Here is a 23,703-nt window from a genome sequence, read left to right on the forward strand (position 1 = left end):
GCCTCGGCGCGCAGCTCGGCGCGGGCCTTCCGCGACGCCCCGGGCCCCGCCCCCTCGGCGCCGCCGGCCGGCGCGGGCTCCCGCCTCGCGCGCCGCGCCTCGGGCTTCACCGCGGTCCGCGCGGCCCACGTGTCCTTGAGCGTGATCGTCCGGTTGAACGCGGGCGCGCCGGGGAGCGAGTCCACCGGGTCCACGAAGAAGTAGCCCTGGCGGAGGAACTGCCAGCGCGTCCCCGGCGCCGCGTCCGCGAGGGCGGGCTCCACGCGGGCGCCCTTCGCGAGCACGAGCGAGTCGGGGTTCAGGGCCTGGAGGAAGTCGGGCTCGGCGTCGGGCTGCTCGACCGCGAAGAGCCGGTCGTAGAGCCGGACCTCCGCGGGGACCGAGCGCGTCGCGTGGACCCAGTGGATCGTGCCGGAGACCTTGCGCCGCTCGCCCTCGCCGCGCGAGGCCGGATCGTGCGTCGCCCGCACCGCGGTGATCGCGCCGGACGCGTCGCGCTCCACGCCCTCGCAGCGCACGACGTAGCCGCCGGCGAGCCGCACCTCGCGGCCGGGCGCGAGCCGCTTCCAGTCCTTCGGGGGCTCCTCGGAGAAGTCGTCCCGCTCGATGAGGAGCTCCCGGCCGAACGGCACCTTGCGGCTCCCGCCGCGGGCCGGCTCGGCGGGCCACCACGGGACGTCCAGCTCCTCGGTCCGGTCCGCAGGCCAGCTCTCGACGACCAGCCGGAGCGGGTTCAGCACCGCGAGCGCGCGCGGGGTGCGGCGCTCGAGGTCCCCGCGGATGGCGAACTCGAGCTTGCCGATGTCGACGACGCTGTTGTTCTTCGCGACGCCGATGAGGTCGGCGAAGTCGCGGAGCGCCTCGGGCGTCACGCCGCGCCGGCGCATCCCGGCGATGGTGGGCATGCGCGGATCGTCCCAGCCCGAGACGCGCCGCTCGTTCACGAGATGCAGGAGCTTGCGCTTCGAGAGCACGGTGTAGCCGAGCGAGAGCCGGGCGAACTCGTACTGGCGGGGGCGCGGATCCCACGGCCCGAGGTTGTCGAGCACCCAGTCGTACAGCTCGCGGTTGGACTCGAACTCGAGCGTGCAGATGGAGTGCGTCACGCCCTCGAACGCGTCCTCGAGCGGATGGGCGAAGTCGTACATCGGGTAGATGCACCACCGGTCGCCGGTCCGGTGGTGGCTCGCGTGCCGGATCCGGTAGAGCAGCGGATCGCGCATGAGCACGTTCGGGTGCGCCATGTCGATCCGCGCGCGCAGGACGGCGGCGCCGTCCGGGAGCTCGCCGGCGCGCATGCGGTGGAGGAGGTCGAGGCTCTCGGCCGCCAAGCGATCGCGGAACGGGCTGTTCACTCCCGGTCGCTCGAAGCTGCCGCGCTGCTCGCGGATCCGATCCTGCGTCTGGCTGTCGACGTAGGCCTTGCCGTCGCGCACGAGCCGCTCGGCGCACGCGTACATCCGCTCGAAGAAGTCCGAGGCGTAGTAGAGGTGCCCGCCCCACTCGCAGCCGAGCCAGCGCACGTCCGCCTGGATGGCCTCGACGTACTCGGTCTCCTCCGTCACGGGGTTCGTGTCGTCGAAGCGCAGGTGGGTGTGCCCGCCGTACGCCCGGGCCAGGCCGAAGTTGAGGAGGATCGACTTCGCGTGGCCGATGTGGAGGAAGCCGTTCGGCTCGGGCGGGAAGCGCGTGACCACCCGGCCGCCGTTCCTGCCGGCGCGGAGGTCCGCCTCGACGATGTCGGCGAGGAAGTTCGAGGGGCGCGGGGCGTCGCTCATGGTGGCCGATGGTGGTATCGCAGCGCGCCACGCCCCGCAACCCTGCGGCGACCCCGCGGGCCCGGCGAACGCGAGGGTGTCGCGCCGCTCCCGGCGGGTTCAGCCGATGAGCCGGAGCGCGTCGTCGAGGCGGCGCAGGGTCTCTTCCTTGCCGAGGATCTGGACGACGTCGTACATGCCGGGCGAGGCCGTGCCGCCGGTGAGCGCGACGCGCACCGGCTGGGCGATCTTGCCGAGCCCGAGGCCGCGCTGCTCGGCCTCGGAGTGGAAGAGCTTCTCGATCGCCTCGGTCTCGAGCGCGTCCAGGCCGGCGAGGCCGCCGCGGATGGCCTCCAGGATGGGCTTCGTGTCGGCCGTCAGGAACTTGGCCTTCGCCTTGGGGTCGAGCGTGATCGGCGCGTAGAAGTAGCGGAACTGCTGCACGTACTCGCCGAAGGTGCGCGCCCGCTCGCGCGCCACCGCGCAGACGTGGCGGAGCTTCGCGTCGTCGGCCGCGGGGAGCCCGGCGGCGAGGAAGTGGGGCAGGGCGTGCCGCGCGAGCTCCTCGTCCGAGAGCTTCTTCAGCCACTCGTGGTTCACCCAGGCCATCTTCTCCGGGTTGAACACGCCCGCCGTGGCGCCCACGTCCTTGAAGTCGAAGTACCGGACGAGCTCCTCGCGCGTGAAGATCTCCTGGTCCCCGTGGGACCAGCCGAGGCGCACGAGGTAGTTCACCACCGCCTCGGGCAGGTAGCCCATGTCGCGGTAGGCGGTGACGCTCGTCGCGCCGTGGCGCTTGGAGAGGCGCGTCTTGTCGGCGCCGAGGATCATGGGCAGGTGCGCGAACCGCGGGACCGGGTACCCGAGCGCCTGGTACATGAGGATCTGCCGGGCCGTGTTGTTCACGTGGTCGTCGCCGCGCGCGACGAGGTTGATCCCCATCGTCACGTCGTCGACGACCGCGCCGAAGTTGTAGAGGGGGACGCCGTCGCCGCGCAGGATCACCTCGTCCTGCAGCACCTCGTGGGAGGTCTCGATCGGCCCCTTCACGAGGTCGACGAACGTCGTCGAGCCCGTCTCGGGGACGCGGAACCGGATGACGTGCGGCCGGGAGGGATCGTAGGGGAGGCTCCGGCAGGTGCCCGGGTAGCGGAACTGGCGCTTCTCGGCCTCGGCCTGCTTGCGCTGGGCGTCGAGCGTCTCCTTCGTGCAGTAGCAGGCGTACGCCTTGCCCTCGCGGATGAGCCGCTCCGCGTGCTCCGCGTAGATCCCGAGGCGCTGCGTCTGGAAGTAGGGCCCGTGCGGGCCGCCGACGTCCGGCCCCTCGTCCCAGTCGAGGCCGAGCCAGCGCAGGCCGTCGAAGATCGCGTCCACCGCCGCCTGCGTCGAGCGCTCCCGATCCGTGTCCTCGATCCGCAGCACGAACGTGCCGCCGTTGCGTCGCGCCCACAGCCAGTTGAAGAGCGCGGTGCGGGCACCGCCGATGTGCAGGTATCCCGTGGGAGACGGGGCGAAGCGAACGCGGGGTGTGTCCATGGCGGGCGGAACCTAGCATGGGTAGAATCGCGCGCTGATGAAACCAACGACCGCGCTCCTCCTCGCCTCCCTGCTCGCGGGCGCGCCCGGCGCCGCCCGCGCGGCGACCTTCCTCGAGACGAGCGTCGAGGAGACCGCGCGCACCTCCGAGACCGTCGCGCGCGGCGTCGTCGAGCGCACGAGCTCGCGCTGGGCCGGAGCGCGCATCGTCACCGAGGTCGTCGTCCGCGTGACGAGCGCGTGGAAGGGCCGGCCGGGCGAGCGGCTCAGGCTGCTCGTGCCCGGCGGCAAGGTCGGCGAGATCGCGCAGACGGTGGACGCGGCGCCCACCTTCGAGGAGGGCGAGGAGGTCGTCGTCTTCGCGGGGCGCCGCGGGAACACCTGGCGCGTGAACGGCCTCGCGCTCGGGAAGTACCGGGTCGAGGACGGCATGGCGACGCCCGGCACCGAGGGCGCACGCTTCGCGCCGCGCGGCCTCGCCGCGGGGGAGCGCGCGGTCGGACGGATGTCCGTCGACGAGCTCGAGCGGCGCGTCCGGAGCGCGCGGTGAGCGCGCGCGCGGTGCGCCTCGCCGCCGCCGTCGCGGTGCTGCTCCTCGCGCCGCCCGCGGCGCGCGCCTACGAGCGCAGCACGAGCGGTAACGGGGCCGCGTTCTACTGGCAGGAGCGGACGGTCGGCTACCAGATCAACCCGCGCCGCGCCGCGTCCGCCCCCTCGTGCGCGGACACTTCCCAGTACGCGGACACCGCCGCGATGGAGGCGGTGCGCGCCGCGTTCCGCACCTGGACCGGCGCCGTGCAGGACTGCACCGATCTCCAGCTCGTGGACCAGGGCACCACCGACGTCGTGACGGTCGGCTACGACCCGCGGGCTTCGCGGAACGAGAACCTCGTGGTCTTCCGCGCGGGCTGGTGCTCCGACGTCGCGCCGAGCACGGACGCGTGCTGGAACGCCGGCTCGTGCGCGAACACCTACGACTGCTTCGAGGACGCGCAGCCGGCGGACCGGGCGACCATCGCGATCACCACCGTCACGCACGACGCCAACAGCGGGCGGATCTACGACGCCGACATCGAGTTCGCCGACTGGGACGGTCAGTCCGGCCCGCTCAGCTCAACCGCCGGTGCGACCCAGCCGCCGTACGGCTGGTACTTCACGTGCACGCCCAACGCGCAGTCGCCCTGCACGCTCTACGCCCAGAGCGGCTGCACCTACGTGGACCTCCAGTCGAACGCGACGCACGAGATCGGCCACTTCATCGGCCTCGCCCACCCGTGCAACCTCGGCGACTCGGACTGCAACCCGCGGACGAGCCCGTACCGGGCGGTCGTCATGTTCCCGGCGGCGAGCCTGGGCGACGTGTCGAAGCGCACCCTCACCGCCGACGACCGGGCGGGCCTCTGCGCCATCTACCCGCGCGGCGGGGCCACGTGGACCTCCCCCGTGAAGGCGGCGGGGCGCGGCGGCTGCGCGTCGGCGGGCGGGGCGGGCGAGCTCGCCTCCGCGCTCCTCGCGCTCGCGGCGCTCGCGCGGCGCGGCCGCCGGCGCTGACGTTCCGCGGCGGCCCCGTCAGACCACCGCGATCCCCGCGTAGCCGACGACCTGGTCGTCGTCCCCCGTCACCTCGCCGGAGTGGCCGTAGCGGACGAGCTCCGCCCGCGAGGCTCCCATGAGCCGCGCGGCGACGAGCATCACGGTGGCCGGCACGACGCCGCACATCGAGATGTCCTCGGCGTGGACCACCTCGTAGAGCCCCTCCGGATCGAGCGCGAGGATGCGCTCGATGGCGCGGTGATCCAGGCGCCGCGCGACCGTCGCGGGGAGGTAGTGGCTCATGTCGCTCGAGGCCACGACGAGCGCGCCGGCGGCGGAGGCCGCGTCGGCGACGGTCCTCCCGAGCGCCACGCAGTCCTCGAGCGCGAGGTGCGCGAGGCAGAGCGCGGCGATCGTGACGCCGGGCCGCGCGCGCTGGAGGAACGGCACCTGCACCTCGAGCGCGTGCTCGCGCGCGTGCGCGCTCGGGTCGGGGGTGACGAGGGGGGAGGCGGCGAGCGCCGCGGTGAGCTCCGCGTCCACCGGCACCTCGCCGAGCGGCGTGCGCCACGCGCCGCGTGCGGGCCAGAGCGCGGCGCCGGCGCCGAGCCCCGTGTGGTTCGGGCCGAGCACGACGACGCGCGCGGGGACCTCCACGCGCGCGTAGACCGCGCCCGCGATCGCGCCGGAGTAGACGTAGCCCGCGTGCGGCGCGACGAGGCCGCGCGCGCGGAGCTTCTCGCCCGCGCCCGAGAGGAACCCGTCCACCTGCGAGGCGAGCGCGGCTGCCTCGGCGGTGTAGAACCGCCCGGCGACGGCGGGGGCCCGATCCATGCGGCGAGTATAGGGTCCTCCCAGGGCGACGGCCGACCGGAGCGGGCCCGCCCGGCGGAGGTGACCGGCCCGGAGGCAGCGGCGAGGGCGGGCGCTCGCTCGCGCCGCCGCGGCGCACGCGCGCGCACACGCGGCGGGTTGACGCTCCGCGCTACCCGTGCGATCCCGGCCCGGTGCAGAGGACGTCCGCCGACCCGCGCACCGCCGCCCCGCTCCAGCGGAGGACGCCCGCCCCCGATCCGCCTCGCGTGCTCGTGCGGACCTGGCTCCTCGCCGTCGGCGGGCTCGCGCTCGCGAAGCTCCTCTCCTACGTCGAGCCGTCGGGGCTCCTCGCCGGGAACCTCGCCGGGGTCGCCGCCTTCATGTTCATCGCGCTCCCCGACGGCCGCCTGCGTGCGCGCCACGACCCGTGGGCCGCCTACGGCGTCCCCCGCCTCGCCCCGCGGGACCCCGCCACCTGGCGCGCGCTCGGCCGGGGCGCGCTGCAGGGGCTCCTCGTCTGCGCGGTGGTGTTCCCCGTCTTCGCCGCGCTGTTCTGGCTCTACGCGGAGGCGCTCCCGCACCTGCCCGGGGCGATCGCGCGGGTCGTCGCGCCGTACGGCATCGCCCCGCGGCTGTCGGCGCGGCTCCCGGAGCGCGTGCTCCTCCTCGTCGTGGTGCAGTTCCTCGTCGTGGCCGCGCCGGAGGAGCTCTTCTACCGGGGCTGGATGCAGACGAGCTGGGCCCGCTCCGCGCCGGAGCGCGGCGTCACGGTGCTCGGCGCGCGCCTCGGGGCGGGGTTCCTCTGGACACAGGCGCTCTTCGCGCTCGGCCACCTGGTGGTGCTGGAGCCCTGGCGCCTCGCGACCTTCCTGCCCGGGCTCCTGTTCGGGTGGGTCCGAGAGCGCACGGGCGGGCTCGTCGCCCCGGTCGTGGTGCACGCGCTCGCGAACGTCTTCCTCGCGACGCTGGAGGCGAGCTTCTACGGGTGACAGGCCGGGGGCCGGGCGCTAGAAAGCGGCGCATGCCCGGGACCATCCGCGAGATGCTCGAGGACCTCGAGGAACGGACGCTGCACCCGCGGGCCGCGCGGGCGTCGCAGTCCCGCGGGCGCGAGCGCCCGGAGCCGGAAGACGACGAGCGGCCCTCGTTCCAGCGCGATCGGGACAGGCTCGTCCACTCGAAGGCCTTCCGCCGCCTCGCCGGCAAGACGCAGGTCTTCCTCGCGCCGCGCGGCGATCACTACCGCACGCGCCTCACCCACACGCTCGAGGTCGGGCAGGTCGCGCGCTCCATCGCCCGCGCGCTCCGGCTGAACGAGATGCTGGTCGAGGCGATGGTCATGGGGCACGACCTCGGCCACACGCCGTTCGGGCACGCCGGGGAGCGCATCCTGAACGACGTCGTGCCGGGCGGCTTCCACCACGTCATCCAGTCGGTGCGCGTCGTGGACGTGCTCGAGAACGACGGGCAGGGGCTGAACCTCACCGCCGAGGTGCGGGACGGGATCCTGCGCCACTCGAAGGGGAAGGGGAACGTGCTGCTCAAGGGGAGCGGCGCGAAGGCGCTCACCCTCGAGGCCGAGATCGTCCGGCTTAGCGACATCATCGCGTACGTGAACCACGACCTCGACGACGCCGTGCGGGCCGGGCTCTTCGAGGAGGCGGACGTCCCGGCGCCGATCCGCGGGGTGCTCGGCGGCGGCGGCACCTCGCGGTACCGCACGCTCATCCGCGACGTCATCCGCCGCTCCGACGTGGACGGGGGCGGCCACATCGAGATGTCGCCGGACGTGCACGAGGCGCTGCTCGCGCTGCGCGACTTCCTGTACGCGCGCGTCTACGAGAACCCCGTCGTCCACGACGAGTTCGTGAAGGCGCAGCGGATCCTGCGCGATCTCCACGACTGGTGCGTCGAGGATCCCGGGCGGCTGCGCGAGCGGCACGGCGTGGTCGCGCGCGAGGGCGATCCGCCGCAGCGGGCCGTGATCGACTGGCTCTCCGGGATGACCGACCGCTTCGCCATCGGCGTGTGGGAGGGGATCTTCGTCCCCCGCCCGTGGAGCGTGGTCTGACCGGCGTCCGTCCCGGGATCGAGTCCGCCAGAGCGGGCAGCGCCGACCAGGTCGGCCGCCGCCAGGCGAGCGACGCGAGCCCGCCGGGGCGACGCCGCGGAAGCGGCGAAGCCGCTCGCGGCGGCGCACGGGACCCGGCGAGCCGGGGTGGGGCCCCGACGAGCTTCGCTCGGCGGGGCGGGGGCGCAGCCCCCGTTCGAACATCCCTGAACGACAGCGTGATTCGCGTCACCGAAGGTGGCGCGAATCTCGAACTGTCGTTCAGGGACCGTTGAGGCTCGACACCGACACCTGCAGGGAGCGGCTCACCGCGACGACGCTCCCCTCCGGGACCTCGATGAAGCCGTTGGGGGCGAGGAGCCGCGTGGCGAACGCCACCGCCTTCACCCGCCGGTGCGGCCGCACGCGCGGATCGCTCTCGGGCGTGTCGAGGCCGATCTCGTCGAGGGGGCACGGGACGATGCCCTCGTAGAGCGCGTAGAAGAGCGGTCCTCCCCGGCGCGTCGCGACCATGATCCGCCCGTTCGTCGCCACGAACACGAGCCGGCTCGCCTTCTGCTCCCCCGCCTCGCGCGCCCACGCCTCGAGCTGTCGCACCGTCCTCGCGAGCGCGCGGCCCGCGGTGGCCGCGTCGAGGTCGAGGTCGTCGAGGCGGCCGTCGTCCTTGAGGTGCTTCGCGAACAGCATGAACGCGTGCTCGGAGGAGCTCTCCCCCGCGATCTGCCGGCGGAGGTGGTCGGGGATCGCCGAGAGGAGCCTGGGGCGGATACCCTCCCACCCCGCGACGGTCCCCGCGTGCGCGAAGAGCCAGCGGCGGTAGCGGAACGGCTGGGTGTTCTCGTCCTTGGAGGCGAGGCCGGACGAGAGCCGTGCGTGGACGAGCAGCGCCTCCGAGTCGACCTTCCCCACGAGCTCGGGGAGGGAGAGCGGAGCGGTCGCCCCGGAGGGACGCTTCCCGAGCAGCACGTTCCCGGCCGTGTAGTAGCCGAAGCCGTAGGCCAGCGGGAGGGTGTCCCCCTCGCCCTGCAGCGACACGTGCGACCTGAGCCGCTCCAGCTGGCACCGGAGCAAGCTGTCATCGGTCTGAAGGACCGCGACGAGCGCGCCCATGTATCCGTTCTCCTCGGGTCGACGAACCCTGCGGCGAGAGATCGCCTCGCCACTCGAAACAGTAATAACCGGGGACGCGCCTCGGGGCCGGCGTCGGTCGCCGAACGCCCACACGAGGGGGGGGTCGCTCGTTTGACAGCCTGTCGAAGCCGCCGCTAGGATGCGCTAACCCGGCGAAACCGCTGGACAACATCCATGAGCGACGACATCGCGGTCGGAATCGATCTCGGAACCAGCTACAGCGCCGTCGCCGCCGTCACCCAGGCCGGCGCGTCCCCGCAGGTACTCCCGAACGAGTGGGGGGACCGCACGCACGCCTCGGTCGTGTCCTTCCTCGAGGACGGCTCCGTCCTCGTCGGAAACGACGCGAAGAAGAACATCATCACGAACGCCGAGAGCACGGTGTACTCGGCGAAGCGGCTCATCGGGCGCTTCTTCTTCTCCGACGAGGTGAAGAAGGCGCAGGCGGTGATGCCGTACCGGATCGTGGAGGGGCCGAACAACGCGGTCCGCCTGCAGGTGCGCGACCGCGACCTCGCCGTGCCGGAGGTCTCCGCGCTCGTCCTGAAGGAGATGAAGGCGATCGCCGAGACCGCCCTCGGGCGCGACGTGAAGAAGGCCGTCATCACCTGCCCGGCGTACTTCAACGACAACCAGCGCCAGGCGACGAAGGACGCGGGCCGCATCGCCGGCCTCGAGGTGCTGCGCATCATCAACGAGCCGACCGCGGCCGCGCTCGCCTACGGCTTCGGCCGGGACATCTCCCAGAAGATCTGCGTCTACGACCTCGGCGGCGGCACGTTCGACGTGTCGATCCTCGAGATCGGCAAGGACGTCTTCGAGGTGCTCTCGACCGCGGGCGACACGTACCTCGGCGGCGACGACTTCGACGACCGGATCATGACGTGGCTCGCGGACGACTTCCTCGCGCGGCACGGGCTCGACCTCCGGCAGAACAAGTTCTGCCTGCAGATGCTGAAGGAGGCGGGCGAGCGCGCGAAGATCGAGGTGGGGCGGGACGGGGTGGCGAGCATCCACGTCCCCGGGATCTGCCAGTCGCCGGAGGGCGAGGTGCTCGACCTGCGCGGCAAGCTGACCACCGACCAGTTCAACCGGATGGTGATGGATCTCGTCCAGCGCACCTTCAAGGTCTGCGACGAGGCGCTCCAGTCGGCGCGGCTCACCGCGGGCGACGTCGACGCGGTCATCCTGGTCGGCGGCCCGACGCGGCTGCCGATCGTCCGCAACAGCGTCCGGCACTACTTCCAGAAGGAGCCGATGTCCGGGATCGACCCCGACGAGGCGGTCGCGCTCGGGGCCGCGCTGCAGGCGCACGCGCTCCTGAACCGGAACGCCGCCGAGCACGGCCAGGCGAGCTACCTGCTCGACGTGACCCCGCTGTCGCTCCGCGTCGGCACCGTGGGCGGCTTCACCGAGAAGATCATCGACAAGAACACCCCCATCCCCATCGAGAAGTCGAAGACCTTCACGACGAGCCGCGACGGCCAGGACCGCGTGAAGATCCGCGTCTACCAGGGGGAGTCGAACCGCGCGGAGGGCTGCGAGCTCCTCGGAGAGTTCGAGTTCAAGGGCTTCCGGGTGGCGCAGCGCGGCGCGGTGCAGATCCAGGTGACGTTCGAGATCGACTCGAACGGCATCGTGAACGTCTCCGCCGCGGACCTCGAGACGGGCCAGCGCACCTCCACCACGATCAGCCTCTCGTCGGGGCTCTCGGAGCAGGACCTCCGCGCGGCGATCGACCACAACGCCGAGCTCGAGCTCGCCCACGGCCCGCGCGCCTAGGCCGACGGAGGCAAGACGATGGACGCCCAGTTCCTCATCGAGGTGGAGACGCTGGCCGGCGCGCTGGATCAGCTCGACTACTTCGCGATCCTGAAGCTCCCGCAGGGCGCCACGCCCGCGGAGATCAAGGCCGCCTACTACCGAGAGTCGCGCGCGTACCACCCGGACCGCTTCGCCGCGTTCCCCAACGCCGCCCTGCGCGACCTCGTCGGCCGGATCTACCGGCGCATCAACGAGGCGTACACGGTGCTCCGCGACGACCGGAAGCGCGCGCGCTACCAGGCCGACGTCTCCGGGCCCGACCGCGCCGCGAAGCTGCGCTTCACCGAGGTCGAGGAGGCCGCGGTGAAGGACGAGCAGAAGCGGAAGCTCGAGGAGCAGCTCGGGCAGACGCCGAACGGCCGGAAGTTCTACGCGGCGGCGCTCGTCGAGATCGAGGCCGCTCGCCTCGAGGGCGCGGAGCGCGCGCTGAAGAGCGCGCTCATGTACGAGCCCGAGAACGCCCGCTTCAAGGAACAGCTCGCCACGGTGCAGCGCGAGCTCGACAGGGGGCGCGCGAAGGGCGACGCCTTCAAGATCAAGTGACCGGCACGACGATCGATCTCGCGGCGCTCGCGGCGGTGGCGCTCGCCGCCGTGCTGGGCGCGTCGTCGGGGGCCCTCCGGCAGCTGGTCCAGCTCGCGGCGGTGGCCGCCGGAGGCCTCGCCGCGCACCACCTGGCCGTGCCCGTGGCGGCCGGCCTCGGCCGGTTCGCCTCCGCCCCCGTCGCGCGCGTCGTCGCGCCCACCTTCCTGTTCCTCGGCGTCTCCGCGCTGGTCTCGCTCGTCGGCGGCGCGCTGCTGCGCGGCACCGCGGCCGCGCGCGCCGTGCGCGGCCCGGCCGACCGAGGGCTGGGCGCGCTCCTCGGCGGCGTGAAGGGCGCGCTCGGCGCCTGGGTGCTGCTCTCGATCCTCGCCCTCGCGGGCCGCCTCGCGCCCGAGGGGCTCTCGCGGGCGCTGCGCTCGAGCCAGCTCGTGGATCTCGCGGGGCGGTACGACCTCGTCGAGCGCGTCGCGCCGGACGGCGCGAAAACGCTCGAGCGGTTCCGGACGCGCGGGGAGGGCGAGCCCGAGCGGCGCTGAGGTCCCTCAGTGGAGCGTCGCCGGGTCGATCCTGTCCACGCGACGCCGGACCCAGGCCGCGTCGACCGTCGCGCGCGTGCCGCGCCGCTCCGGCGCCTCGAAGAGCAGATCGGCGACGACCTCCTCGACGACGCCGCGCAGGCCGCGCGCGCCGAGCCCGCGGTCCGTCGCGAACCGCACGATCTCCCTCAGCGCCCCGTCGGTGAACGCCAGCTCGACGCCGTCGGCCAAGAGCAGCTCCTTCACCTCGCGCACGATCGCGTCGGGCGGACCGGTGAGGACGGCGAGGAGCTCCTCCTGCGAGAGCTCGTCCAGCTGGACGACGACCGGCAGCCGCCCGAGGAACTCGGCGAGCATCCCGTACTCGAGGAGGTCCTTCTGGCGGATCGCCCGCGCCGCGCGCCGGCGGCCGTCGCGCGCGCCGAAGCCGAGGCCGCGCCCCTCGGCCGCGTAGGCGAAGACGTCCGTGAACGTCCCGGCGCAGACGAAGAGCACGTCGGTCGTGTCGACCGGGATCGCCTCCTGGCGAGACCAGTGCGGAGCGGCGTCGAGGGGGACGGTGACCTCGCGCCCCTCGAGGAGCTTCAGGAGGGCCTGCTGCACGCCCTCGCCCCCGATGTCGCGCGAGCCGACGCCGCTGCGGTGCCCCTGCGTCCGACGGGCGATCTTGTCCACCTCGTCGATGAAGACGATCCCGCGCTGCGCCTCCTCGACGGCGTGCCCCGCCTTCGCGAGCAGCTCCGTGATGATCAGCTCGACGTCCTTGCCGTAGTACCCGGCCTCGGTGAACTCCGTGGCGTCGGCCACGTGGAAGGGGACGTCGAGGATCTGCGCGAGGTTCCGCGCGAGGTGCGTCTTCCCGCAGCCGGTCGGGCCGATGAGCAGCACGTTCGACTTGCGGATGGGCACCTGCCGGCGCGTGCGCCGGAGGGCGGTGCGCTTCAGGTGGTTGTACGCGGCGATCGCGAGCGCGCGCTTGGCGCGCTCCTGGCCGACGACGAACCGGGAGAGCCGCTCGACGATGTCGCGCGGCGTGGGGATGGCTGGGCGCTCGTCCAGGCGGAGCGGCTGGGGCGGCTTCACACCGGAACGGTCGGCCCGGGGGCCGCCGCGCGCAACCCCGAGCGGCGCGGAGGCGCGACGGCGCTCCGCGTCAGGGCCTCGCCCGTCCGAGGATCAGGCCGCCTGCGAGCGGAGCATCCAGCCGACGAGCTTGTAGAGCAGGCGCGCGCCGACGTTGCCGTCCCACTCGCCGCCGTCCGGATCGGGGGCGACCTCCACGAGGTCGAAGCCGACGATGCGCCGGCCGCTCCGCACGATGCCGCCGACGAGCGCCGTCGCCTCCTGGAACGAGAGCCCGCCCGGCACGGGCGTGCCCGTATGCGGGCAGAGCGTCGGATCGAGGCCGTCCACGTCGAAGGACACGTAGACGTCGCGCGGGAGCGGCTCCAGGATGCGCCGGACAGTGGCCGTCCACGGCTCGCCGTCGAAGCGGGCCTGGGCGAGCTGCGCGTCGTGGTGCTGCACGATGCGCCCGCCCGACCGGCCGGCGTACGCGTGCTCCTCCTCCGACAGGTCGCGCAGCCCCACCTGCACGATCCGCCCGATGTCCGGGCAGCGCTCCGCCGCGTTGTAGAGCACCGAGGCGTGGCTGTAAGTGAAGCCTTCGAAGGCGACCCGCAGGTCGGCGTGGGCGTCGACGTGCAGGACGCCGAGCCCGGGGTGGCGGCGCGCGTGGGCGGCGATGCAGCCGAGCGCCGTGGAGTGGTCGCCGCCGACGAGGCCGACGCGCTTGCCCCGCACGAGCAGGCCCTCGACGCGCTCCTCCACCCACCGGTTCACCTGCTCGCACGCCCGATCCACCGCCTGGGCGGCGCGGGCGAGGTCGTCCCGGCCCTGCACGACGCCCCCGGCTGCGATCACCGGCGCCGCGGCGGCGCGCGCCTCCTCGTCGAGCCGGGCGATGGCCGCGGGCACCTCGAGCATGTGGATCCCGGCCTCGTAGGGGCGGCCGGTCTCCACGTCGAACAGGTCGACCTGCCGGCTCGCCGACAGGATCGCCTCGGGGCCGCGGTTCGTGCCGCCGCCGTAGGAGGTGGTGGCCTCGAACGGCACGGGCACGAGGACGACGCCGGCGTCCTCCTCCGAGTGCGGGAGGCCGAAGACGCCGGAGCCCGGCTGGGCGGCGGCGGAGGGGTCGAAGGACATGGAGGACGTCTAACGGCGCGGCAGCGCGCGGCCAGGGCCGACGGACTTCGCCTTGCCCGAGTCGCGCATCTCCGGCAGCGCGTCCGAGCCCGGGTGCTTCTTGACGTGGGCCTTGCGGAGCGTCTCGTACATGTCCGGGAGGCGCTTGAAGAGCCGCTTGGGCTTGCGCTTCTTGCGCGTCGCGAGCGCGTACGCGAACACGAGCGGCGCTGCGATCGTCGTGTCCGAGTAGACCACGACGTGGTTCTTCATCATGTTCGCCTGCACCTTGCCCCAGCTGATCGCCTCGGAGGGCGTCGCGCCCGAGAGGCCGCCCCACTGCGGCGAGTCCGTCGAGATCTGCAGGACGTACTCGTGGCCGCCGCGGTTGAGGTCGAGGATCTGCCAGAGGGTCGGCTGGGTCTGCAGGTAGAAGTTCTTGGGCGAGCCGCCCCCGAGGATGACGACGCCGTTCACCTTGGCGTCGTAGACGATGGCCGTCGACTGGAGGACGTCGAGGTCGGGGTCGATCGTGGTCTCGCCGCCGCGGAGCTTCATGGCGGCGACGTTCATGCCGATCGAGGAGTCGCCCGGCGAGGAGGTGAACACCGGGACGTCGTACCGGGCGGCGGTCGCGACCCAGCTCTTCTCCGGCAGCGGCGCCTGCTGGTTCACGAGCTGGCCGAGGTAGTGGTGGAGCTGCGGCGTGGAGATGCGGGCGCGCAGCGCCTTGGGCGCCTTCTCGAGCGCCTCGCGCACGAAGGCGTCGGTGTCGAGGAGCGAATCCTCGGTGATGAACACGTCGTAGATGCGCTCGATGCCCGCCTGGTACAGCTCCTTGTCGTCCACGTGGAAGTGGCCCTGGACGACCGGCAGCTTCAGCGCGAAGTGGAGGTCGTGGTACAGGTTCGCGCCCGTGGAGATGACGAGGTCCACGAAGCCCGCCTCGATCATCGCCTGGATCGCGCCGCCCACCCCCGCGGGCGCCATGGCGCCGGTGACGGTGAGCGCGATCGTCGCGCCCGAGTCGATCATCCGGCCGAACAGGTCGCAGCCCTCCGCGAGCCGGCCACCGTTGAAGGCGCCCGCGCGGCGATAGACGTCGACGAGATCCTCGACCGACATCCCCGGCCGGAGGCGCATCGGCTCGACGGGCGGACGGGAGAGGTACTTCTTCCGGAGAACCTTGGAGTTCTGGGCCATGGCGGGCGCGGAAGTTATCGGCCGCCGCGGGGAGCGTCAAGGAACACGGGGCTGGAGGCGGGCGCGGCCATGTCGCCAGCAGGGAGGGGTACCCCGTCGCGACGGCTCACGGGACCCGCCGAGCAGGGGCGGGGACGCAGTCCCCGTTAGATCATGCCTCGCGCGCCGACGACTGGAGCTGGAGCTGGACGAGGCCGATCTGGCCGTCGTCGGCCGGCTTGAAGGCGAGCTCGACGAGCTTCGCCTGCCGGTAGACGTCGAGCATCCGCTCCTGCCCCTGGCGCCAGACCGAGACCATGGTACACGCGGTCGAGTGACCGCAAGCGTCCTCGCCGTCGAGGCAGACGTTCAGGGCGACCGGCCCCTCCACCGCCTCGATGACGTCGAGGAAGCTGATCTCGTTCGGCGAGCGCGCGAGGGCGTAGCCGCCGTGCGGGCCGCGCGTGGACTTCACGAGGCTCTGGTCGACGAGGGTCTTCAGGATCTTCGCGAGGAAGTCCTCCGGTACGTCCATCTGGCGCGCGATCTCCCGGAAGGGCACCACCGACTCCTGCGGGATCGAGGCGAGGTAGATCATCGCCCGGAGCCCGTAATCGATCTTCCGCGAGATACGCAGTACGTGCTGCATCGAGGCCTTCCCCGCGCGCCACCTCTCCCGCCGAGCGCGCTGTGCTTGAAGTCGATATTGTAGCACGCACGAGGTGGACATTTCATGGCTGGGCCGACCGCCGACGGACTCATCGACCTGCACTCGCACAGCCTCGCGTCCGACGGGCAGTTCGCCGCAGGCGACGTCGCGGCGCGCGCCGCCTCGGCCGGCGTGAAGGTCTGGGCGCTCTGCGATCACGACACGGTGGCGGGCCTGCCCGCGGCGAACGAGGCCGCGGAGCGCCTCGGCCTCCGCTTCGTGCCCGGGATCGAGCTCTCCGCGTTCCTCGACCGGCGCGAGATCCACCTCCTCGGGCACTTCGTGGACCCGGCGGACGCGGCCCTGAGGCGCTTCGAGGACTTCCTGGCGGACCAGCGACGCACCCGCATGGAGCAGATCGTGAAGAAGCTCTCCACGCTCGGCGTGCGGCTGCAGGTCCACGACATCGAGAAGTACAGCGGCGGCAAGACGATCGGTCGGCCGCACGTGGCGCGGGCGATCGTGGAGACGGGGGCGGTCGTGGACGTGAAGGAGGCGTTCGACCGCTTCCTCGGCGAAGGCCGGCCGGCGTACGTCCAGCGCTATCGGCTCGACGCCGAGGAGGCCGTGCGGCTCGTGCGCTCCGCGGGCGGGACCACCACCGTCGCCCATCCCGGCGTGTCGGGCCTGGAGCGCGGCGATCTCGAGCGGCTGCGCGCGTTCGGCGTCGAGGGCGTCGAGGTGCTGCACGCCGACCACAACCCGTCGGTGCGCGAGAAGTACCGCCGCGCGGCCGAGGCGCTCGACCTGGTGCCCACGGCGGGCTCCGACTTCCACGGACCGCAGATCTCGCCGGACCGCCACTTCGGCGACGTCACGATGAGCGCGGCGGACCTCGCGCGCCTCGAGGCTCGCAGGCCCTAGAGGGCGGCGCCCGCGCGGGACGCGAAAAGAGAACGGCCCGACCGGCTGGAACCGGTCGGGCCGCTCGCCGCGGCGCGCTGCGGGGGTCGCCTACCCGCGGAACAGCTGCAGCGACGCCTGCGTCCAGCGGATCATGGGCGTCCACCAGATCCCGAACACCAGGATGGCCAGCGAGAACCCGCCGAGCAGCAGCTGGTAGCCCGGGCGCGCGCGGATGGCCGGCGCGTCGGCCGTGTACGGCGCGTCGATGAACATCGCCCGCACCACGCGCACGTAGTAGTAGAGCGAGACCGCCGTGTTGAGCGCGCCGATGAGCGCGAGCCACGCGTACCAGCCTCCGCCAGGCCCGTCGATCCGCTCGAAGACCGCGTAGAACAGGTACCACTTGCCCGCGAACCCGGCGAACGGCGGGAGCCCCGTGAGCGAGAACAGGAAGATCGCGAACGCCACCGCCGCGACCGGGTGGCGCCTGGACAGGCCGCGGTAGTCGAGGATCGACTCCGAGCCGGTCGCCTCGGCGACGAGGATCACGACCAGGAACGCGCCCACGTTCATGACGAGGTACACGAGCATGTAGATCATGACGGCCTGCACGCCGCGGTCGGAGACCGTGGAGAGGCCCATGAGCGTGTAGCCCGCGTGCGCGATGGACGAGTAGGCGAGGAGCCGCTTCAGGTTCGTCTGCCCGAGCGCGGTGAAGTTGCCGAGCGTCATCGTGACGGCGGAGACGACCCCGATGACGGCGGGCCAGGGGATCCCGGCGAGCGCCACGGCGAAGCCGGTGGCGGGCGAGGCGGGGCCGGCGAGCGCGGTGTTGAAGATCCGGATCGCGAGCGCGAAGCCCGCGGCCTTCGGGCCGACGGAGAGGAACGCCGTGAACGGCGTGGGCGCGCCCTCGTACACGTCCGGGCACCACATGTGCCACGGCACCGCGGCGACCTTGTAGCCGACGCCGGCGGTGACGAACACGATGGAGACCACGAGCGCGATGCGCGTCGCCGCGACCGAGACGGCCGAGCCGGCCTGGATCCCCTGCAGCTGGGCGCCGACCGCGTGGAGGCTCGTCGTGCCCGTGAGGCCGTACAGGTAGCTCATGCCGAAGAGCATGACCCCCGAGGCCACGCCGCCGTAGATGACGTACTTCAGCGAGCCCTCGGCGGCCTTGCGGTCGCCCTTGCGGAAGCCCGCGAGGACGTAGCTCACCATCGAGACGAGCTCGAGGGAGAGGTAGACCATGAGCAGGTCGGTCGCGCTCGCCATCATGAACATCCCGAGCACGATCGCCATGAGCAGCGCGAAGAACTGGCCGATGCGCTCGGGCGGGAAGTCGCGCCCCTGCGCGGCGATGACGACGGTGAGCGCCCCCGCCGCGAGGAACAGCCACTTGAAGAAGATGGCGAACGCGTCGTTCGCGAGCATGCCGTTGAACAGCGACTGGGCGTCCGGCGGCTGGATGGCGAGGAGCCCCGCCGCCGCTGCGAGGACGGCGAGCGCCGCGGCGGAGAGGAGCGCGACCCGCGCCGCGCTCCGGCGGAAGACGACGTCGAGCACGAACAGGATCAGCGTCCCGAACGTGAGCGCCATCTCCGGCCGGAACCAGAGCGCGGAGCGCAGGTTCTCGTCGACGAGAGGGAGGAAGGAGTCCATCACGGTCTCGCTCCGGGCCTACAGCGGCCGGATGTTCTGGATGATGAGGTGCAGGCTGCGGTTGATGACCCCGAGGATCGCCTGCGGGTAGAAGCCGAGGACGATCGCGATGGCGGCGAGCGGGTAGAGCGAGATGCGCTCGCGCCAGTTGAGGTCCGGGTACCCCTTGTAGACGGGGTTCAGCTTGCCGAGGAACATCCGGTGGATCGCCCACAGGTAGTACGCGGCGGTGATGATGACGGCGGTCGCCGAGATGATCGTGTAGCCGGTGAACACCGGGAACGCGCCCGTGAAGACCATGAACTCGGCGATGAAGCCGGCGAGGCCGGGGAGGCCGAGCGACGCGAAGAACGCGAGGCCCATGATCGCGGTGTACTCGGGGAGCTCGGAGGCGAGGCCGCCGAACTTCTCGATCTCACGGTGGTGGGCGCGGTCGTAGATCACGCCCACGATGAGGAACAGCATCGGGCTGATGATGCCGTGCGTGAAGAGGTTCAGCACCGCGCCCGAGATGCCGGCGGGCGTCATGGCCGCCATGCCGAGCAGCGAGAAGCCCATGTGCGAGACGGACGAGTAGGCGATGAGCTTCTTCAGGTCCTTCTGCCCGAGGCAGACGAACGCGGCGTAGACGATGTTGATGACGCCGAAGACCGCCATCGCGTGCGCGGCCCACGCGGTCGCGTCAGGGAGGATGGGGTAGTTGAAGCGGAGGATGCCGTAGATGCCCATCTTCAGGAGCACGCCGGCCAGGATGACGGAGATCGGCGTCGGCGCCTCGACGTGCGCGTCGGGCAACCAGGTGTGGAAGGGGAACATCGGGATCTTGATCGCGAACCCGATGAAGAGGGCGACGAAGGCGAGCTTCGTGAACGCGATCCCGAGGATGGGCGCCGCGTTGAGGAACTGGCCCTTCGCGGCCTGGCGGCCGAGCTCGATGATGTTGAACGTGTGCCCGGAGGAGAGGGTCCCGTCCGCGAGCATCGCCGGCGCGCTGTTGTAGTAGATGCCGATGATCGCGAGGAGCATCAGCACGGAGCCGGCGAGGGTGTAGAGGAAGAACTTGATCGCCGCGTACTCCTTGCGCGGCCCGCCCCACACGCCGATGAGGAAGTACATCGGCAGGAGCATGACCTCCCAGAACACGTAGAAGAGGAACATGTCCAGGGCGACGAAGGTGCCCATCATGCCGGTCTGCAGGAGCAGCAGCATGACCATGTAGCCGGGCACCATCCGCACCGAGAAGTGCTTCGGGTGGTGGGCGTCGTCCCCGTGGCCGTGGTCGTGCTCGACCATGCCGGCCATCTCGGCGGCCTTGGCGCCCGACCACCACGGCATCGACGCGATGGTCGCGACGAAGGAGATGAGCCCGGACAGGAGCACCATCGAGATCGAGAGCCCGTCCGTGCCCACGAAGTACTCGATGTTGAACGAGCGGATCCACACGAAGTGGTGCGTGAGCTGCACGCCCGTGTCGGTCGGATCGTACATGCGCCACGCGGCGACCGCCGCGACGAGCGAGAGCCCGCTGGCGAGCAGCGCGATGAGGCGCGCGCCGTCGTCGACGAGCTTCTTGGGGAGGTTCGCGACGTAACGGACCGCGAGCAGGACGACGATCGCGGCCGCTCCGGCGAGCGGGAAGAATGTGGCCCAGCTGAGGACGTTGCCCGGGTTCAGGAACATGTGCTCGGCTCTCCTGGCGCTACGAGATGAGGAAGTTCAGCAGGACCACGACGAGCGCGCCCCCGAGCGCGCCGTAGAGGTACGTCTGGATCCGGCCGGTCTGGACGTGCCGCATCTGGCGGCCGATGCCCCACGTGGCCTGCGCCACCGCGTTCACCAGCCCGTCCACGAGGTACTTGTCGATGGCGGCGTCGAGCCGGCCGAGGGTGCGGCCGACGGCGCCGACGAAGTTCACGAGGCCGTCGATGACCGTGCCGTCGAAGCGGCTCAGCGCGCGGGCGAAGGAGACGGCGGGGCGGAGGACGGCGAACGCGTAGAGCTCGTCCACGTAATACTTGTTGTAGACGACCGTCCAGGCGCCCTCGAAGCGGGCCTTGAGGCGGGCGGGGACCTCGCTCTTGCCGTCCTTGTAGAGCGCGCGGGCGGCGACCCAGCCGACCGTCGCCGCGAGGACGCCGATGCCCTGGAACATCCACTCCAGCGCGTGCGGCACCTCGTGGAACCGCCAGCTCGCGACCTCCACGGCGGGGAGCGCGGGCTCGAGCCAGTGCTCGAGGGCGGGGGCCGCGTGGCTCCAGAGCGTCGGGATGCCGAGGAAGAGGGTGAGGAACGAGCCCGCCGCGAGGAGCACGAGGACGAGCGTCATCGTCCAGGGCGACTCGTGCGGCGTGCCGCCGTGGTGCCCGTGGCCGTGCGCCGCGTCGTCGTCGTGCGCCGTCGCGTGACCCGCGTCGTGGCCGTGCGCGCCGTGGGCGTGGGCGGCCGCCGCGTGGACCGCCGCCGCGTGGACGGGCGTGTCGGCGAGGGCGCCGTGCGCCGGCGCGTGCGACGTCCCGCCGAACGCGTGCGCCGCGCCGTCGTCCGCGTGGACGGAGTGCGAGAGCGCCGACGACTTCGCCGCGACGGCGGCGTGCGGGTCGACGTTGTGCTCGTCGTGGTGGCCCGAGTTCCCGCGGTACTCGCCGGTGAACGTCATGTAGTACGACCGGTACATGTAGAAGGCGGTGCCGGTCGCGGCGACGATGCCGATGACGAAGATCGCGGGCCCGAGCCACGGCGTCGCGACCCCGAACAGCTCGAGGTGACGGCTCGTGAAGGCTTTGAAGAGGATCTCGTCCTTCGAGTAGAAGCCGTTCATCACCGGGAACCCGGCGATGGCGATGCAGGCGAGGAGGTACGTCCAGCGGGTGATGGGCATGTACTTCTTCAGCCCGCCCATCTTCCGCATGTCCTGCTCGTGGTGGCAGCCGAGGATGACGGAGCCGGACCCGAGGAAGAGCGTCGCCTTGAAGAACGCGTGGGTGAGGAGGTGGTAGGTGCCGGCCCAGTACGCGCCCACGCCCACGCCGATGAACATGAAGCCGAGCTGCGAGACGGTCGAGTAGGCGAGGACCTTCTTGATGTCGTACTGGAAGAAGCCGATCGAGGCGGCGAAGATCGCCGTCGCTGCGCCGATGAGCGCGACCCAGCCCATCGCCGACGGCGAGAGCGCGAAGAGGAAGTTGAGGCGCGCCACCATGTAGACGCCGGCGGTGACCATGGTCGCCGCGTGGATGAGGGCGGAGACCGGGGTGGGGCCGGCCATCGCGTCCGGGAGCCACACGTAGAGCGGCAGCTGGGCGCTCTTGCCCATCGCGCCGACGAACAGCAGGATCCCGATGAGCGCGAGGATCGAGACGCCCCAGATGTGCGTGTGGACGAGCCGCTCCTTCACGCCGGTCGCCTCGATGACGACCTGGTCGCGCAGCTCGCGGAAGTTCAGCGTCGGGCCGACCTTCACGCCCTCGACGCGCGGTGCGAGCGCGTCCGCCTCGGCCGCGGTCGCGGCGGGGGCGACCGCGTTGAGCTCGGCCGCCGGCTGGTAGTCCGTGTTGCGGAGGAGGCCGCCGTCCCGCGGCGTCCACGCGCCGCCGAGGGCCCAGAACAGGAGCAGGAGGCCGGCGATGAAGCCGAAGTCGCCGAAGCGGTTCGCCACGAAGGCCTTCATGCCGGCCTTGGCCTTCTCCGGATCCGTGTACCAGAAGGCGATGAGCAGGTAGCTCGCGAGGCCGACGCCCTCCCACCCGAAGAACATCACCGCGAAGTTGTCCCCCATGACGAGGAGCAGCATCGCGAAGATGAACAGGTTCAGGTACGAGAAGAACCGCCAGTACGCCGGCTCGTCGGCCATGTAGCCGATGGAGAAGACGTGGATGAGCGTCCCGATCCCCGTGACGACGAGGGTCATCATCATCGAGAGCGGGTCGAGCGCGAACGCGAGATCCACCGTCACGCGCCCGGCGGTGAGCACGTTCCAGAGCGTGTCCTGGAGGAAGCGCTCCTCGGCGGGGAGGTGGAGGATCTGCCAGAACGCCCGCAGCGCCACCGCGAACGCCGCGAGCATCGCGGTGACGGCGATGCGGTGGACGATCTTCTTGCCGAACATCCGCTGCAGCTTCCACCCGACGAGCGCGTTGATGGCCGCGCCGACGAGCGGGAACAGCGGGATGAGCCAGAGGTACGAGACGTGGTGCACGGCCAGCCGGCCGAGCTCCTCGGCCGCGTGGCCGACCACCTGAAGGTTCGCGTGTTCCATCGTTACTCTCGCATGAGGTCCGCGTGGCGGACGTCGATGGTCTTGAACGTCTGGAAGATGGAGAGGACGATCGCGAGGCCCACCGCGGCCTCCGCCGCCGCGAGGACGATGACGAAGAGCGCGAACACCTGTCCGGTCACGCCGCCGGTCACGTAGTGGTTGAAGGCCACGAAGTTCACGTTGGCGCCGTTCAGGATGAGCTCGACGCCCATCAGGATGCCGACGGCGTTGCGACGGGTGGCGACCGTCACGAGGCCGAGGGTGAAGAGCAGCGCACCGACGACGAGGAAGTGAGTGAGCGAGATCATGGGGTCTCCGGCCTTCAGTCGGCCTTGAGCTCCTTGCGCGCGATGACGACCGCCCCGATCAGCGTCGCGAGGAGCACCATCGACGCGACCTCGAAGGGCAGCAGCCAGCGCGTGAGGAACGCGTTGCCGATGGCGGCGGTCGTCGGCGCGAGCGGTCCGGGCTCGCGGGCGGCCCAGGGCGTGAGCAGCGCGACCGCGAGGAGGACCGGCGCCACCGCGACGAAGAGCAGGACGCCGCCGAACGGCCCGAAGCTCGCGTTCGACACCTTGACGTCGGTGATGCGGCTCGTGAGCATCACGGCGAACAGCACGAGCACCAGCACGCCGCCGATGTAGATGAGCAGCTGGGTGATGGCGACGAAGTCCGCCGACAGGAACACGTAGAGGCCGCCCGCCCCGAGGAGCGCCGTGAGGAGCCCCAGGGCGGAGTAGAGGATGTTGCGCGAGAGGGCGACGCCCGCCGCGCCGGCCACGGTCAGGGCGGCGAGCACGTAGAAGACGATGTCGGGCAGCGTCAGCGCGCCGGGGGTGGGCAGCGGGCTCGCCTCCGCCGCGGGCCGGATGACCTGCGTCGTCATGTAGGCGGCGAACGCGGCGACCAGCGCCACGGCGACTCCCCAGGCGACGAGCTTTCCTGCGTTCGATCTCACGGTCGCGTCCTCACTTCGTCTCGGGGTTCGGGGTGACGGGCTTCTCGGCGGCGGGCACCGGGTCGGCCGCGGCGGCGGCGGCAGGCGCGGGGACGCCGTTCGTCGGGACGGCCTTGGGCGCGGGCGCGGCGCGGGGGGCGGGCGCCGCTGCGCC

21 protein-coding genes are annotated in these 23,703 nt (G+C 71.9%); 8 read left to right on the forward strand and 13 right to left on the reverse strand.

Annotated elements, in window-relative coordinates; translation table 11 throughout:
- Both MNZ39_RS15910 and gltX read right to left on the reverse strand, forming a co-directional pair.
- A partial coding sequence (locus MNZ39_RS15910; protein WP_242340064.1) for a glutamine--tRNA ligase/YqeY domain fusion protein occupies positions 1-1,778 on the reverse strand: 1,778 nt, incomplete at its 3' end.
- Positions 1,779-1,877: 99 nt separating this feature from the next.
- Positions 1,878-3,293, reverse strand: coding sequence for a glutamate--tRNA ligase (gene gltX / locus MNZ39_RS15915; RefSeq protein ID WP_242340065.1), 1,416 nt, complete (start codon positions 3,291-3,293; stop codon positions 1,878-1,880).
- 37 nt (positions 3,294-3,330) lie between these two features.
- Here gltX and MNZ39_RS15920 point away from each other — a divergent pair, with 37 nt between their 5' ends.
- Both MNZ39_RS15920 and MNZ39_RS15925 read left to right on the forward strand, forming a co-directional pair.
- On the forward strand, positions 3,331-3,843 hold the full coding sequence (locus MNZ39_RS15920; RefSeq protein ID WP_242340066.1) for a hypothetical protein: 513 nt from the start codon (positions 3,331-3,333) through the stop codon (positions 3,841-3,843).
- Positions 3,840-4,844 (forward strand): peptidase M10, encoded by a 1,005-nt coding sequence (locus tag MNZ39_RS15925; protein ID WP_242340067.1) that lies wholly within the window; start codon positions 3,840-3,842, stop codon positions 4,842-4,844. Before MNZ39_RS15920 ends, MNZ39_RS15925 begins: the two co-directional genes overlap by 4 nt.
- Positions 4,845-4,862: 18 nt before the next feature.
- Here MNZ39_RS15925 and amrB read toward each other — a convergent pair whose 3' ends face one another.
- On the reverse strand, positions 4,863-5,660 hold the full coding sequence (gene amrB / locus MNZ39_RS15930) for an AmmeMemoRadiSam system protein B (protein WP_242340068.1): 798 nt from the start codon (positions 5,658-5,660) through the stop codon (positions 4,863-4,865).
- A gap of 173 nt (positions 5,661-5,833) precedes the next feature.
- Between amrB and mrtX the strand changes: the two genes are divergently transcribed.
- Together mrtX and MNZ39_RS15940 are read left to right on the forward strand one after the other, a co-directional pair.
- Positions 5,834-6,631 (forward strand): myxosortase MrtX, encoded by a 798-nt coding sequence (gene mrtX, locus MNZ39_RS15935; RefSeq protein WP_242340069.1) that lies wholly within the window; start codon positions 5,834-5,836, stop codon positions 6,629-6,631.
- 32 nt (positions 6,632-6,663) lie between these two features.
- Positions 6,664-7,713 (forward strand): deoxyguanosinetriphosphate triphosphohydrolase, encoded by a 1,050-nt coding sequence (locus tag MNZ39_RS15940; RefSeq protein ID WP_242340070.1) that lies wholly within the window; start codon positions 6,664-6,666, stop codon positions 7,711-7,713.
- Positions 7,714-7,974: 261 nt separating this feature from the next.
- Here MNZ39_RS15940 and MNZ39_RS15945 read toward each other — a convergent pair whose 3' ends face one another.
- Positions 7,975-8,823 (reverse strand): class II glutamine amidotransferase, encoded by an 849-nt coding sequence (locus MNZ39_RS15945; protein ID WP_242340071.1) that lies wholly within the window; start codon positions 8,821-8,823, stop codon positions 7,975-7,977.
- 195 nt (positions 8,824-9,018) lie between these two features.
- Here MNZ39_RS15945 and MNZ39_RS15950 point away from each other — a divergent pair, with 195 nt between their 5' ends.
- Genes MNZ39_RS15950 through MNZ39_RS15960 form a run of 3 tightly spaced genes read left to right on the forward strand, consistent with a single transcriptional unit; the run spans position 9,019 to position 11,747 of the window.
- Positions 9,019-10,626, forward strand: a complete 1,608-nt coding sequence (locus MNZ39_RS15950; protein ID WP_242340072.1) for an Hsp70 family protein — start codon at positions 9,019-9,021, stop codon at positions 10,624-10,626.
- An 18-nt stretch (positions 10,627-10,644) separates the two neighbouring features.
- On the forward strand, positions 10,645-11,211 hold the full coding sequence (locus MNZ39_RS15955) for a DnaJ domain-containing protein (protein ID WP_242340073.1): 567 nt from the start codon (positions 10,645-10,647) through the stop codon (positions 11,209-11,211).
- The gene (locus MNZ39_RS15960; RefSeq protein WP_242340074.1) at positions 11,208-11,747 is read left to right on the forward strand and encodes a CvpA family protein; all 540 of its coding nucleotides are present in this window, start codon (positions 11,208-11,210) and stop codon (positions 11,745-11,747) included. The genes MNZ39_RS15955 and MNZ39_RS15960 overlap by 4 nt, the downstream gene beginning before the upstream one ends.
- 6 nt (positions 11,748-11,753) lie before the next feature.
- On the opposite strand, the gene clpX is transcribed toward MNZ39_RS15960, so the two are convergent.
- The 4 genes from clpX to MNZ39_RS15980 all read right to left on the reverse strand — a co-directional run bounded on the left by clpX (position 11,754) and on the right by MNZ39_RS15980 (position 15,765).
- Positions 11,754-12,830, reverse strand: a complete 1,077-nt coding sequence (gene clpX / locus MNZ39_RS15965; RefSeq protein WP_242340075.1) for an ATP-dependent Clp protease ATP-binding subunit ClpX — start codon at positions 12,828-12,830, stop codon at positions 11,754-11,756.
- 93 nt (positions 12,831-12,923) lie between these two features.
- Entirely contained in the window at positions 12,924-13,955 is a 1,032-nt protein-coding gene (locus tag MNZ39_RS15970) for an agmatinase family protein (RefSeq protein WP_242340076.1), read from the reverse strand.
- 9 nt (positions 13,956-13,964) lie between these two features.
- Positions 13,965-15,137 carry a deoxyhypusine synthase gene (speY, locus tag MNZ39_RS15975; protein WP_242340077.1) on the reverse strand — a complete coding sequence of 391 codons (1,173 nt, stop codon included), beginning with the start codon at positions 15,135-15,137 and terminating at the stop codon, positions 13,965-13,967.
- A gap of 151 nt (positions 15,138-15,288) precedes the next feature.
- Entirely contained in the window at positions 15,289-15,765 is a 477-nt protein-coding gene (locus MNZ39_RS15980) for an Rrf2 family transcriptional regulator (protein ID WP_242340078.1), read from the reverse strand.
- Between the two features lie 84 nt (positions 15,766-15,849).
- Between MNZ39_RS15980 and MNZ39_RS15985 the strand changes: the two genes are divergently transcribed.
- On the forward strand, positions 15,850-16,689 hold the full coding sequence (locus MNZ39_RS15985; RefSeq protein ID WP_242340079.1) for a PHP domain-containing protein: 840 nt from the start codon (positions 15,850-15,852) through the stop codon (positions 16,687-16,689).
- A 90-nt stretch (positions 16,690-16,779) separates the two neighbouring features.
- Here MNZ39_RS15985 and MNZ39_RS15990 read toward each other — a convergent pair whose 3' ends face one another.
- From MNZ39_RS15990 to MNZ39_RS16010, 5 genes are read right to left on the reverse strand one after another with little or no spacing between them, the layout of a single operon-like run.
- Positions 16,780-18,336 carry an NADH-quinone oxidoreductase subunit N gene (locus MNZ39_RS15990; RefSeq protein ID WP_242340080.1) on the reverse strand — a complete coding sequence of 519 codons (1,557 nt, stop codon included), beginning with the start codon at positions 18,334-18,336 and terminating at the stop codon, positions 16,780-16,782.
- An 18-nt stretch (positions 18,337-18,354) separates the two neighbouring features.
- Positions 18,355-20,016, reverse strand: coding sequence for a NuoM family protein (locus tag MNZ39_RS15995; protein WP_242340081.1), 1,662 nt, complete (start codon positions 20,014-20,016; stop codon positions 18,355-18,357).
- A gap of 19 nt (positions 20,017-20,035) precedes the next feature.
- Complete coding sequence (locus MNZ39_RS16000; RefSeq protein WP_242340082.1) at positions 20,036-22,591, reverse strand: NADH-quinone oxidoreductase subunit L; 2,556 nt, start codon at positions 22,589-22,591, stop codon at positions 20,036-20,038.
- A gap of 2 nt (positions 22,592-22,593) precedes the next feature.
- Positions 22,594-22,899: an NADH-quinone oxidoreductase subunit NuoK gene (gene nuoK, locus MNZ39_RS16005; RefSeq protein ID WP_242340083.1), complete on the reverse strand. Its 306-nt coding sequence runs from the start codon at positions 22,897-22,899 to the stop codon at positions 22,594-22,596.
- Between the two features lie 14 nt (positions 22,900-22,913).
- Positions 22,914-23,549, reverse strand: a complete 636-nt coding sequence (locus MNZ39_RS16010) for an NADH-quinone oxidoreductase subunit J (protein WP_242340084.1) — start codon at positions 23,547-23,549, stop codon at positions 22,914-22,916.
- Between the last annotated feature and the right edge of the window lie 154 nt (positions 23,550-23,703).

Source organism: Anaeromyxobacter sp. SG66, from assembly GCF_022690805.1.
Taxonomy (GTDB): domain Bacteria; phylum Myxococcota; class Myxococcia; order Myxococcales; family Anaeromyxobacteraceae; genus Anaeromyxobacter; species Anaeromyxobacter soli.